This is a genomic window from Pseudomonas sp. 7P_10.2_Bac1 (genome assembly GCF_025465935.1).
Taxonomy (GTDB): domain Bacteria; phylum Pseudomonadota; class Gammaproteobacteria; order Pseudomonadales; family Pseudomonadaceae; genus Aquipseudomonas.
The window spans coordinates 1-12,299 of the sequence record NZ_JANLNV010000068.1 but is presented as its reverse complement, the minus strand read 5'-3'; the positions used below and the strand labels follow the sequence as shown (position 1 = coordinate 12,299).

The 12,299-nt window shown below is 58.6% G+C and carries 11 protein-coding genes; 4 read left to right on the top strand and 7 right to left on the bottom strand.

What is annotated here, in order from left to right; all coding sequences use genetic code 11:
- Positions 1-46: 46 nt before the first annotated feature.
- From NTD86_RS14205 to NTD86_RS14195, 3 genes are all read right to left on the bottom strand, one after another.
- On the bottom strand, positions 47-994 hold the full coding sequence (locus NTD86_RS14205) for a FecR domain-containing protein (RefSeq protein ID WP_262203134.1): 948 nt from the start codon (positions 992-994) through the stop codon (positions 47-49).
- Positions 995-999: 5 nt separating this feature from the next.
- Positions 1,000-1,500, bottom strand: a complete 501-nt coding sequence (locus tag NTD86_RS14200) for a sigma-70 family RNA polymerase sigma factor (protein ID WP_262203133.1) — start codon at positions 1,498-1,500, stop codon at positions 1,000-1,002.
- 107 nt (positions 1,501-1,607) lie between these two features.
- The gene (locus NTD86_RS14195) at positions 1,608-2,495 is read right to left on the bottom strand and encodes a LysR family transcriptional regulator (RefSeq protein WP_262203132.1); all 888 of its coding nucleotides are present in this window, start codon (positions 2,493-2,495) and stop codon (positions 1,608-1,610) included.
- 135 nt (positions 2,496-2,630) lie between these two features.
- Here NTD86_RS14195 and NTD86_RS14190 point away from each other — a divergent pair, with 135 nt between their 5' ends.
- Positions 2,631-4,292 carry a GMC family oxidoreductase gene (locus tag NTD86_RS14190; protein WP_262203131.1) on the top strand — a complete coding sequence of 554 codons (1,662 nt, stop codon included), beginning with the start codon at positions 2,631-2,633 and terminating at the stop codon, positions 4,290-4,292.
- Between the two features lie 90 nt (positions 4,293-4,382).
- Positions 4,383-6,008 carry an MFS transporter gene (locus NTD86_RS14185; RefSeq protein WP_262203130.1) on the top strand — a complete coding sequence of 542 codons (1,626 nt, stop codon included), beginning with the start codon at positions 4,383-4,385 and terminating at the stop codon, positions 6,006-6,008.
- Between the two features lie 180 nt (positions 6,009-6,188).
- On the opposite strand, the gene NTD86_RS14180 is transcribed toward NTD86_RS14185, so the two are convergent.
- The 4 genes from NTD86_RS14180 to glyQ all read right to left on the bottom strand — a co-directional run bounded on the left by NTD86_RS14180 (position 6,189) and on the right by glyQ (position 10,585).
- A complete protein-coding gene (locus tag NTD86_RS14180; protein WP_262203128.1) occupies positions 6,189-6,959 on the bottom strand; it encodes a lysophospholipid acyltransferase family protein in 771 nt (256 codons plus the stop codon).
- A 77-nt stretch (positions 6,960-7,036) separates the two neighbouring features.
- On the bottom strand, positions 7,037-7,570 hold the full coding sequence (gmhB, locus tag NTD86_RS14175; protein WP_262203127.1) for a D-glycero-beta-D-manno-heptose 1,7-bisphosphate 7-phosphatase: 534 nt from the start codon (positions 7,568-7,570) through the stop codon (positions 7,037-7,039).
- A 10-nt stretch (positions 7,571-7,580) separates the two neighbouring features.
- Entirely contained in the window at positions 7,581-9,635 is a 2,055-nt protein-coding gene (glyS, locus tag NTD86_RS14170; RefSeq protein ID WP_262203125.1) for a glycine--tRNA ligase subunit beta, read from the bottom strand.
- Positions 9,632-10,585: a glycine--tRNA ligase subunit alpha gene (gene glyQ, locus NTD86_RS14165; protein ID WP_003437964.1), complete on the bottom strand. Its 954-nt coding sequence runs from the start codon at positions 10,583-10,585 to the stop codon at positions 9,632-9,634. The genes glyS and glyQ overlap by 4 nt, the downstream gene beginning before the upstream one ends.
- Positions 10,586-10,666: 81 nt before the next feature.
- Between glyQ and NTD86_RS14160 the strand changes: the two genes are divergently transcribed.
- A complete protein-coding gene (locus NTD86_RS14160; RefSeq protein WP_262203124.1) occupies positions 10,667-11,224 on the top strand; it encodes a DNA-3-methyladenine glycosylase I in 558 nt (185 codons plus the stop codon).
- Positions 11,225-11,332: 108 nt separating this feature from the next.
- Positions 11,333-12,220, top strand: coding sequence for a lysophospholipid acyltransferase (locus NTD86_RS14155; RefSeq protein ID WP_262203123.1), 888 nt, complete (start codon positions 11,333-11,335; stop codon positions 12,218-12,220).
- Positions 12,221-12,299: the final 79 nt, after the last annotated feature.

Genomic DNA, 12,299 nt, shown 5'->3' with positions numbered 1-12,299 from the left:
TGGCCGAATGAGAATGGAAATCAGCAACCCTTGAGCGGGTTATTTTTTACACCGCCTCCACACGAACCCAATAACGCGTCAGGTAGCGCACGCGAATCGGCAAAGAACGGCTGAGGTTTTGCAGAAGCGTATCGCTATCATCCAGGCGAAAAGCTCCGGATACACGCACGTTAGCCACCGCCGGGCTGTAGTGCAGAATGCCGGTCCTGTAACGCCCGATTTCATCCAGCACGTCAGCCAACCGTCCATCCACCACCATCAACATACCGCGCGTCCATGCATCCGCCCCCGCAGGCAAAGCGCTGGGGGCGCTAACTCGCTGGCGATCAAAATGCGCTTGTTGGCCGCTCTCCAGGCGCAGCACGCGGCTCGTGTCGGCCAGCGGTCGTAACTCAACGGCATGCTCCATCACGTGTACCTCGGTGCTGCCTGCCTCACTTCGCACACTAAATCGGGTGCCCAAGGCGCGCACGCTGCCTTGTGGGGTGTGCACGATAAAAGGCCTTCCAAGCGAGTCAGCAGCCGTCTGGATGAGGATCTCGCCACGAATCAAATGCAATGCCCGAACACTGTCGTTGTAGTGCACGTCGACCGCGCTGTCGGTGTTGAGATCCAACTGGCTGCCATCGGCCAGTTGCCAATGCTTGCGCTGCCCTGTGGCCGTGCGATGTTGTGCCATTCGTGCCTGTACTGGCTCAAGTTCAAGGGTGCCCCACCCCGTGCCGCCGGCCGCCAATAGCAGCACCAAGGTTTTGAGCACCGCCCGGCGTCGCGCCCGTACGCCTACCAACGTCGGCAAGGCGACGTCTGTGGGCAGACTGCCTAATTGTTGTTGCAGCTTTTCCACCCGGGCCCACGCCTGTGCATGCGCTGAACTTTGCGCTAACCAGGCCTGCCAGGCTTGCTGCTGATGAGCGCTGGGAGGACATGCCGTGAGCTGCACATACCAAGTGGCCGCCGCTTTAAGCACCTGAGCGTCCAGCGTGCCTGTCATGGGCTTCAATCCTCGACCAGCATGAGGCACTGGGTCATGGCGCTGACCATGTGTTTTTTCACGGTGGTCACTGACACCCCAAAACGCTCTGCGGTGGCGACATAGCTCAAGCCTTCGAGTTGCACGGCCAAAAAGATCTCACGGGCACGCTTGCCCAACGCGTCAAGCATGGTGTCGATGGCCACCAAGGTTTCGAGGATTTGCAGGCGGGTCTCCGGTGAGATATCCACAGGCTCCGGACGTCGCATCAGTACGTCCAGATAGGCTTGTTCCACGGCGCGTCGACGAAACTTGTCAATCATCAGTGCCCGCGCAATGGCGCTCAGATAAGTCCGCGGTTCACGAATGGCCTCGACATTACGTGCCGTCAGTACCCGTACGAAGGTATCTTGCGCCAAGTCGGCAGCATCACTAGAGTTGCCCAGACGTGCACGCAGCCATCCGTTTAACCAACCGTTGTGATCGCTGTACAGCCGATGCAACACAGAAGAATCTGAGAGAGACATTGTAGGAATTGTTACTGAGAATGATTATCTGTTGGATAGTGGCGAAATCCATCACGAAAGACAACCCCGGCGCAAAGGGGGTTGGCCGAATTCTCGTTTGCCCGTGGTTAAACCGCCAACAAAACCCCCTGCTCTTCCCTGCACAGCTCCAGCAAAAAATCCCACACAACCCGCAACCTCACTGATTTGTGCAACTCCCGACGGGTGCTGATCCAGTAGCTGCGTTGCACTGATTCTTCGGGCAATACGCGCACCAACTCAGGGTCTTGGCTGGCCATGTAGTTGGGCAGCACGGCAATGCCCAGCCCGGCTCGCGCTGCTTGTTGTTGGGCTATCACGCTGGTGCTGCGAAAGGTCACGGTCGGGTTGCGGCAGAAGTGGTTGATAAACAGCAGTTCTTCGCTGAACAGCAGGTCGTCGACGTAGCCGATCCAAAAATGATTGGCCAGGTCGTCGCGATCGTTCAGGGGCGGTGCCTTGTCGAGGTAGTCACGGCTGGCATACAGCGCCAGTCGGTAATCGGTGAGTTTGCGCGTGATTAACAGGTCGGCATGCGGGCGGTCGAGGTGGATGCTTATTTCGGCCTCGCGGTTAAGGATGCTGACAAAGCGCGGCACCGCCACCAGTTCAACTTCCAAGCCCGGATAGCGCTCGAACAACCCGCGCAACCGCGAGGTGAGAAACATGATGCCGATGCCTTCGGTCACGCCCAGGCGGATTTTGCCCAAGGGGGTGATGGCCTGAGTGATTTCTTCCTGGGCCAGCAGGGCGACGTTTTCCATCGCTTCGGCATGTTTTAGCAGCGCCTGCCCGGCTGGGGTCAGTTGGTAGCCCTGGGCGTGCTGCACAAACAGCGCCGTGCCCAGGTGTTGTTCAATGCTCTCAATATGCCGCGCCACGGTGCTGTGCGTGGTGTTGAGGCGCTTGGCCGCCGTGAGCAGGCGCCCGCTGCGCTGGAGCTCCAGGAAATACCGCAGGTCATTCCAGTCGAACATCATCATCCCTCGTGTCCGGCAAAGCGAGCTGTGCAAAAACGCACAAGCCATGGGTGAAATCACACGTTTTCAACTCGAAATTAATCAATAGGATGGAGAACAACAAGAACAAAAAATAAACAGGCGAGGTGCTCCATGCCATCAGCCAATCAGATCTACGACTACATTGTCGTAGGCGCCGGGCCCGCAGGGTCGGTGCTGGCGAATCGGCTGTCTGCTGATCCCAAGAACTCAGTCCTGCTCCTCGAAGCGGGTGGGCAAGACAACTACCCGTGGATCCACATCCCGGTGGGTTACCTCTATTGCATCGGTAATCCGCGCACTGACTGGTGCTTCAAAACCGAAGCCCAGCCCGGCTTGCAAGGCCGTAGCCTGAGTTACCCGCGCGGTAAGGTGCTGGGCGGCAGTTCTTCGATCAACGGCATGATCTACATGCGCGGCCAGGCCAGTGATTACGACCGCTGGGCAGACATGGGCAACCCCGGCTGGGCCTGGAAAGATGTGCTGGCGCTGTTCAAACGCAGCGAAAAACACTTCGCCGGCAACTCGACGCTGCATGGCGCCGATGGTGAATGGCGGGTGGAGCAACAGCGCTATAGCTGGTCGATTCTGGATGCCTTCCGCGACGCGGCCGCACAAAACGGCATAGCCAGCGTCAATGACTTCAACGGTGGCGACAACCAGGGCTGTGGATACTTTCAAGTGAACCAGCGCGCCGGTGTGCGCTGGAACGCCTCGAAAGCCTTTATACGGCCCGTGCTCAAACGCCCCAATCTGACCGTGTTGACCGGTGTACAGGTCGACAAGGTGCTGCTTGAAAACCACCGCGCCACGCAGGTAAAAGCGCGCTGGCAAGGGGCGGATCACACTTTCACAGCACGGCGCGAGATTATCCTGAGTGCGGGCTCGATCGGCTCTCCCGGCATCTTGCAACGCTCAGGCATTGGCCCCCGGCCATTGCTGGAGAGCCTGGGGATAACGGTGCAGCACGAACTGCCGGGTGTGGGTGGCAACCTGCAAGACCACCTGCAATTGCGCCTGGTCTTCAAACTGAGCAATGCCCGCACGCTTAACCAGGTGGCCAACAGCCTGTGGGGCAAAGTCGGCATGGGCCTGCGTTATGCCTACGACCGCAGCGGTCCATTGGCCATGGCGCCGAGCCAACTGGGGGCCTTCGTTAAATCCGATCCGGACCAGCCTTCGGCCAATTTGCAGTACCACGTCCAGCCGCTGTCGCTGGAGCGCTTTGGCGAGCCGCTGCACACCTTCCCGGCGTTTACCGCATCAGTGTGCAACCTGCGGCCCAAAAGCCGTGGGCGGGTCGATATTCGCTCAGCCAACCCGGATGATGCGCCCTTGATTGACCCCAATTACCTGAGCCATCCGGACGATCTCAAAGTCGCCGCCGATGCGATCCGCCTGACCCGGCGCATCGTGGCCAGCTCTGCCCTGCAGACCTTCAGCCCCGAGGAGTACCTACCCGGCGCTAATTTGCAAACCGAGCAGGAATTGCACGAAGCGGCGGCCAAAATCGGTACGACGATCTTTCACCCGGTCGGCACTTGTCGCATGGGCCAAGACGCCGAAGCCGTGGTCGATGCCGAGTTGCGGGTGCATGGCATCGCCGGCTTGCGAGTTGCGGACGCATCCATCATGCCGACTATCGTCTCGGGCAATACGTGTTCGCCCACCGTGATGATCGGTGAAAAGGCCGCGCAATTGATTCTGGCAACACCTTTAAACGCACTGGAGAAACAAGCAGGTAACAGCCGTACTGCAGCAGTACCGGTCGCCTGACAGCGATCGTGGTTTCGGTCGCAGTCATCCGAAACCGACAGTGGACAACAACAATAATCACTGTGGCCCACAGGGCTGAGGACATTGAATATGTCGGACTCAATTGCACAATCGGCAGCCGTCCCCGCGAAAGGGACGACCGGCCGTGAAGAACGAAAGATCATTTTTGCGTCATCCCTCGGGACGGTGTTCGAGTGGTATGACTTTTTCTTGTATGGCGCATTGGCGACCGTGCTCAGCAAACAGTTTTTTGCCGGGGTCAACGACACCACTGCGTTCATCTTTGCCTTGATGGCGTTTGCCGCCGGGTTCCTGGTGAGACCGTTCGGGGCGCTGGTGTTTGGCCGTTTGGGCGACATGATCGGGCGCAAATACACCTTCCTCATGACCATCATCCTGATGGGCCTGTCGACCTTCGCGGTGGGCCTGCTACCCACGTACACCAGCATCGGCATCGCTGCGCCAATCATGCTGGTGCTGTTGCGCATGCTCCAGGGCTTGGCGTTGGGCGGTGAATATGGCGGTGCGGCGACCTATGTGGCCGAACACGCTGCCCCCGGCAAGCGCGGCTTTAACACCAGTTGGATTCAGTCCACCGCGACCCTGGGCCTGCTGCTCTCGCTGATCGTGGTGCTGAGTTGCCGTTACATCACCGGCGATCAATTTGAAGAGTGGGGCTGGCGCTTGCCGTTCTTGCTGTCCATCGTGTTACTGGGCATCTCGACCTGGATCCGCATGAGCATGCACGAGTCGCCTGCGTTCGCCAAAATGAAGGCCGAAGGCAAGACCAGCAAGTCGCCGATCCGTGAATCGTTCGGCAAATGGGAAAACCTCAAAATCGTCCTGATTGCCCTGTTCGGTATCAACGCTGGCCAGGCCGTGACCTTCTATGCGGCGCAGTTCTACGTACTGTTCTTCCTCACCCAAATGCTCAAGATGGACCCGGCCCAGGCCAACATGCTGCTGATTATCAGCGTGGTCATTGGCGCGCCGTTCTTCATCTTTTTTGGCTGGTTGTCCGATAAAGTCGGGCGCAAACCGATTCTGATGCTCGGCCTGCTGCTGGCCACCCTGCTGTACTTCCCGCTGTTCAAAGCCCTGAGCCATTACGCCAATCCGCAGATTGATACCGCCAGCCGCCAGTCACCGATTGTGGTAACGGCTGACCCGGCCACCTGCACCTTCCAGTTCGACCCGGTGGGTAAGGCGCGCTTTGACAGCCCTTGCGACAAGGTCAAAACCTTCCTGGTCAAACAAGGTTTGCCATACGTGTCGCAGTCCGCTCCGACGGGTGCCGATGTACTGGTTACTGTGGGTGAGCAAAAGATCATCGGTTTCAACGAAGCTGCCCTGCGCGAAAGCGTTGCCGCCGCTGGCTACCCGGCCAAGGCCGACCCCAGCACCGTGAACCAGCCGATGGTGGTGTTGATCATGGTGGTGCTCACCCTCATCGCCACCATGACCTACGGCCCTCTGGCGGCGGTGATGGTCGAGCTGTTCCCGACCCGTATCCGCTACACCTCGATGTCCCTGCCCTACCACATTGGTAACGGCTGGTTTGGCGGGTTCCTGCCGACGGTGTCGTTTGCGCTGGTGGTGTACACCGGGGATATCTTCTACGGGCTGTGGTACCCAATTGTGATCACCGGCGTCAGCTTCGTTGTGGGGATGCTGTTCCTCAAGGAAACCCGAAACGTGAATATCGATAAGGTTTAAAGCCGGGCGGATAAAACGCACAAAAAAACCGACCATAAGGTCGGTTTTTTTATGCGTCAGAAAAACTTATGCACGTTTTCTGTTCAAAAGTCATACCTAGAAATAAGCATGTAAATCATTGGGTTACGACTGCTTTTGAAAAGAAATCCAAAACTTGTGCACAAGTTATCCACAAAACGCTTAGCTGACGATCGATTCTTCCTGCACCGGCACCGGTGGTAAGGCGCCCAAGGCCCGCTGCGTATTTTCATTCCAGGCTTGGACCCGGTCATTGAGCTCGGCAATGGCCCGTGGACCGCTGCCGTTGGCGTACATCAACTCGCCAATGACCACTTCAATGGTGCCAGAGCGCTTGGCCCAGCCGGTTTTCGGCCAGAATTTACCCGCGTTGTGGGCAATCGGCAGTACCGGCAGCTCGGCGTTCACTGCCAGCGCCGTTCCACCCCGGGAGAACTTGCCGATCTGACCGTAAGGCACCCGGGTGCCCTCGGGGAAAATCAGCACCCAGATGTTGTCCTTGAGCAGCTCATCACCTTTTTTGGCGATGTCTTTGAGCGCCGCTTTCGGGTTGTCCCGGTCAATTGCAATCGGGCGCAGCATTGCCATCGCCCAACCAAAAAACGGCACGTACAACAGTTCGCGCTTGAGCACCTGGCTCAACGGCTGAAAGTAGGCCGAGAGAAAAAAAGTCTCCCAGGTACTTTGGTGGTTGGCCAGGATCACGCACGGGCGCTCAGGGATGTGTTCAGCCCCGGTGACCTTGACGTTGATGCCCAGAAACACCCGCGTCAGCCACAACGCGCAGCGGCACCAATACACGTTGATGAAGCGATAACGCGCTGGAAAGGACAAAAAGGGAGCAACAAAAAAACTCAGTGAACACCACAGCAGAGAGCTGGTGCCCAGCAGCAGGTAAAAGAAAAAAGTTCTGATGGCCTGCAGTATCGACATAGCGACTTTTACCGTTGCGGATAAGGCATGACTGAACAGGCCTGTGCACAGAATGCTGGCGCGTGTTCAAACCTGCCCTATTTGTGGATAAGTTCTGCGGCAACTGCCGCCAGATCGTCAAATATTAGGGTATTAACCGGAAACACTTTGGTCAAAGTTTGTAGGCCTTTTCCGGTTTTTACCAAAACGGGCTGTGAATCGACGGCATGTGCGGCCTGTAAGTCACCCAAACTGTCGCCCACAAACCAGCATTTGGCCAGATCGGCACCGTAATGAGCGGCAATGGTTTTCAACATGCCCGGCTTTGGCTTGCGGCATGCGCAGCCTTCATTGGGGCCGTGAGGGCAATACACGATCAGGCCAAGCTCGCCACCCTGTTCGGCCACCAACGCGCGCAAGCGTGCGTGCATGGCGTCCAGCGTGGCGAGGTCGTAATAGCCGCGGGCAATGCCGGACTGGTTGGTTGCAACCGCAACCGTCCAGCCGGCCTTGCTCAACTGCGCGATGGCCTCAATCGCGCCGGGGAGCGGAATCCACTCCTCGACTGACTTGATGTAAGCGTCGGAGTCATGGTTGATGACGCCGTCCCGATCGAGAATCAGCAGTTTCAACGTCGGCCCCTTAGCTCAGCAACGAAATGTCAGCGACGCCCAGAAACAGGCTGCGCAGGCGTGCCAGCAGCGCGTAACGGTTCGCCCGCACACTGGCATCATCGGCGTTGATCATCACCGCTTCAAAGAACGAGTCCACCGGCTCGCGCAGCGAGGCCAGACGGGTCAACGCTTCGTTGTACTGACGGGCAGCGGCCATCGGTTGTACCGCTTCGTCCGCCTTTTGAATGGCCGAGTACAGCGAGAACTCGCTGGCGTTGTCGAAGAACTTGGCTTCGACATTCGTCGAAATCTTGCCTTCCACTTTGCTCAACAGGTTCGATACACGCTTGTTCACAGCGGCCAGGGCTTCGGCTTCCGGCAACTGACGGAACGCCTGCACGGCTTGGACACGCTGATCAAAGTCCAGCGCCGAACGCGGCTGCAACGCACGAACCGACAGGTACGTCGCCACATCCACGCCTTCGTCTTCGTAACGCGCACGCAGGCGGTCGAAGATGAATTCCAGCACTTGATCCGCCAAACCTGCCGACTTGATCTTCGAGCCGTAGGCGCTGACCGCGAAGTTCACCGCGTCGGTCAGGTCGAGGTCGAGCTTTTTGTCGATCAGGATGCGCAAGATACCCAACGCGGCGCGACGCAGCGCATACGGGTCCTTGCTACCGGTAGGCAGCATGCCGATACCGAAAATCCCTACCAGCGTATCGAGCTTGTCAGCGATGGCCACTGCCGCACCGGTCAGGGTTTCCGGCAGTTCAGCACCCGCACCGCGCGGCATGTACTGCTCGTTCAGCGCCAGTGCGACATCTTCCGGCTCGCCGTCATTGAGGGCGTAGTAGTAACCGGCGATACCTTGCATCTCCGGGAACTCGCCGACCATTTCAGTGGCCAGGTCGCACTTGGAGAGCAAGCCTGCACGGGCTGCGCGTTGAGCGTCGCCGCCGATGCGTGGAGCGATGAACGCGGCGAGCTTGGACACACGCTCTGCCTTGTCGTAAACGCTGCCCAGTTGCGCCTGGAACACCACGTTCTGCAGACGCTGGTTGAAACTTTCCAGCGGCTGTTTCTTGTCTTGCTTGAAGAAGAACTCGGCGTCGGTCAGACGGGGGCGAACCACTTTCTCGTTGCCCGAGATGATCTGCTTTGGATCCTTGCTCTCGACGTTGGCCACGGTGATGAAGCGCGGCAGCAACTTGCCGTCGATGTCCAGCAGGCAGAAATACTTCTGGTTGTCCTGCATGGTGGTGATCAGGGCTTCTTGCGGCACGTCCAGGAAGCGCTCCTCGAACGAGCACACCAGCGGTACCGGCCACTCAACCAGCGCGGTCACTTCGTCGAGCAGGCTTGGTGGCACGATCGCGGTGCCTTCCTGCATGCGGGCCAGTTCTTCGACACGCTTGGCAATCAGCTCGCGACGCTCATTGAAGTCTGCCAGCACGCGGGCTTTGCGCAGGTCTTCGAGGTAGTTGGCGGGCGCGGTGATGCGCACGCTTTGCGGATGGTGGAAACGGTGACCGCGAGAGTCACGGCCGGCCTTTTGCGCGAGGATGGTGCAGTCGATGACTTCATCACCCAGCAGCATCACCAGCCATTGGGTTGGACGCACGAACTCTTCTTTGCGTGCACCCCAGCGCATGCGCTTGGGGATCGGCAAGTCGTTCAGCGAGTCTTCCACGATGGTCGGCAGCAGGCTGGCGGTCGGTTTGCCAATGATCACTTGGCTGAAACGCAGTTTTGGACCGCTCTGATCGATGTCGCTCAGCTCAACACCGCACTTCTTGGCAAAGCCCAGGGCGGCTTGGGTCGGGTTACCTTCAGCGTCGAAGGCGGCCTGGCGAGGCGGGCCGTCGATGTTGATGCTGCGATCAGGCTGTTGCGTGTCGAGTTGGGTCAGCAGCACGGCCAGACGGCGCGGTGCGGCATAGACTTTTTTCGCCTTGAAGTTCAGGCCGGCGCTTTGCAGGCCTTTCTCGATACCCGCCAAAAAGGCTTCGGCCAGGGTATTGAGGGCTTTTGGCGGCAGTTCTTCAGTGCCCAGTTCAACCAGAAAATCTTGAGCACTCATTGTGCAGCCTCCAACTTAGCCAACACTTCATCACGCAAATCAGGGGGAGCCATCGGGAAGCCCAGCTTGGCGCGAGCTTCGAGATACGCCTGCGCCACCGAACGTGCCAGGGTCCGCACACGCAGAATGTATTGCTGACGCGCGGTGACCGAGATCGCCCGGCGCGCATCCAGCAGGTTGAAGGTGTGAGAGGCCTTGAGCACCATTTCGTAGCTTGGCAGCGGCAGCGGCTGGTCGAGTTCGATCAGGCGCTTGGCTTCGCTTTCATAGAAATCGAACAGCTCAAACAGCTTGTCGACGTTGGCGTGTTCAAAGTTGTAAGTCGACTGCTCGACTTCGTTTTGATGGAACACGTCCCCGTAGGTCACTTTGCCGAACGGGCCGTCAGTCCATACCAGGTCGTAGACTGAATCCACGCCTTGCAGGTACATCGCCAAACGCTCAAGGCCGTAGGTGATTTCGCCGGTGACCGGGTAGCACTCGATGCCGCCAACTTGCTGGAAGTAAGTGAACTGAGTGACTTCCATACCGTTGAGCCAGATTTCCCAGCCCAGGCCCCAGGCGCCCAGGGTCGGCGATTCCCAGTTGTCTTCCACAAAGCGAATATCGTGGACCAGCGGGTCCAGGCCGATGTGCTTCAGAGAACCCAGGTACAGCTCCTGGAAGTTAGGCGGATTGGGCTTCAATACCACCTGGAACTGGTAGTAGTGCTGCAGACGGTTCGGGTTTTCGCCGTAGCGGCCGTCAGTCGGGCGACGACTGGGCTGCACATAAGCGGCGTTCCAGGTTTCTGGGCCCAGAGAGCGCAAAAACGTGGCGGTATGGAAAGTGCCGGCGCCCACTTCCATATCGTAGGGCTGAAGCACCACACAACCTTGCTCGGCCCAGTATTGCTGGAGGGCGAGGATCAAGTCTTGGAAGGTACGCACTGCTGGCGTAGGCTGGCTCACAAATTCACCTGTTTCTTGGGCTGCGATTTAAAGAGCGGGAGTATACCCGATTCGGTCGCGCCACCACCTCTTGGAGCCTCTATGCCACGTTGTTTCTGGTGCCCTGATGACCCTTTGTATGCGGCCTATCACGATCAAGAGTGGGGCGTGCCGTTGCGCGATGCGCATGCGCTCTTCGAGTTGCTATTGCTCGAAGGGTTCCAGGCCGGTTTGTCATGGATCACCGTTTTGCGCAAACGCGAGCACTATCGCAAGGTCATGTTCGGCTTTGATGTGCACCGCCTGGCCGCCATGACAGACGCCGAGATAGAGGCGTTGCTGCTGGATCCGGGGATTGTGCGCAACCGCTTGAAAGTCACCGGCGCGCGGCGCAACGCCCAAGCCTGGCTGGCGCTCAAAGACCCGGTTGAGTTCCTCTGGTCGTTTGTCGGCGGCAAGCCCAAGATCAACCATTTTACGGAGCGGCATGAATTTCCGGCCGTCACTCCCGAAGCTGAGGCCATGAGCAAAGCGCTGAAAAAAGCCGGATTTACCTTCGTCGGCCCGACCATTTGCTACGCCTTCATGCAGGCCAGCGGCATGGTCATGGACCACGCCACCACGTGCGACCGCTACGCTGAGCTGTCCAACGCCGGTTAGAATGCCGCCTGCGCAAAACCTGTAGGAGCGAGCTTGCCTCGCGATCTTTTAAAAGCTCGCCAGGCAAGCTCGCTCCTACAGACATCGTTACTTCTGAGAGATTTGCCTGTGGAAAAGTTTAAAGGCGCCTTGCTGGTCGGGGCTTTACGGTTGTTTGCAATGCTCCCTTGGGGCGCAGTGCAACGCGTAGGCTCGGCCATTGGCTGGCTGATGTGGAAACTGCCCAATCGCTCACGCGAAGTGGTGCGGATCAACCTGGCCAAATGCTTCCCGGAAATGGACCCGGTGGCCCGTGAACAACTGGTTGGTCAAAGCCTCAAAGACATCGGTAAAAGCCTGACCGAGAGCGCTTGTGCATGGATCTGGCCGGCCCAGCGGTCGATAGACCTGGTGCGCGAAGTCGAAGGCCTGGACGTGCTCAAAGACGCTTTGGCCTCGGGCAAAGGCGTGGTCGGCATCACCAGCCACCTCGGCAACTGGGAAGTGCTCAATCACTTCTATTGCAGCCAGTGCAAACCGATCATTTTCTACCGCCCGCCCAAGCTCAAGGCGGTCGATGAATTGCTGCGCAAACAGCGCGTGCAACTGGGCAACCGCGTGGCCGCGTCGACCAAAGAAGGCATCTTGAGCGTCATCAAAGAAGTGCGCAAAGGTGGCCAGGTCGGGATTCCCGCCGATCCCGAACCTGCCGAGTCCGCGGGTATCTTCGTGCCGTTCCTGGGCACCATGGCCCTGACCAGCAAGTTTGTCCCCAACATGCTGGCGGGCGGCAAAGCAGTGGGTGTGTTCCTGCACGCGGTGCGCCTGCCGGACGGTTCGGGCTTTAAAGTGATGCTGGAGGCGGCACCCGAAGCCATGTACAGCGAAGACACCGAAACCGCGTGCGCGGCCATGAGCCAAGTGGTGGAAAAATACGTGCGGGCTTACCCAAGCCAATACATGTGGAGCATGAAGCGCTTCAAAAAACGCCCGCCGGGCGAGGCGCGCTGGTACTGAGGCACAACATAACCCTTGTAGGAGCGGGGGTGGGGGGGGGGGGGTTTTTTTTTTTTAAAATTTGCGGCGCCCCTCTCGC

Coding starts and splice junctions, on each gene's coding strand:
- NTD86_RS14190 (WP_262203131.1), top strand. CDS start 2,631: ATGCCATCAGCCAATCAGATCTACGACTACATTGTCGTAGGCGCCGGG.
- NTD86_RS14205 (WP_262203134.1), bottom strand. CDS start 994: ATGACAGGCACGCTGGACGCTCAGGTGCTTAAAGCGGCGGCCACTTGG.
- NTD86_RS14160 (WP_262203124.1), top strand. CDS start 10,667: ATGCCACGTTGTTTCTGGTGCCCTGATGACCCTTTGTATGCGGCCTAT.
- NTD86_RS14195 (WP_262203132.1), bottom strand. CDS start 2,495: ATGTTCGACTGGAATGACCTGCGGTATTTCCTGGAGCTCCAGCGCAGC.
- glyS (WP_262203125.1), bottom strand. CDS start 9,635: ATGAGTGCTCAAGATTTTCTGGTTGAACTGGGCACTGAAGAACTGCCG.
- NTD86_RS14185 (WP_262203130.1), top strand. CDS start 4,383: ATGTCGGACTCAATTGCACAATCGGCAGCCGTCCCCGCGAAAGGGACG.
- NTD86_RS14180 (WP_262203128.1), bottom strand. CDS start 6,959: ATGTCGATACTGCAGGCCATCAGAACTTTTTTCTTTTACCTGCTGCTG.
- NTD86_RS14200 (WP_262203133.1), bottom strand. CDS start 1,500: ATGTCTCTCTCAGATTCTTCTGTGTTGCATCGGCTGTACAGCGATCAC.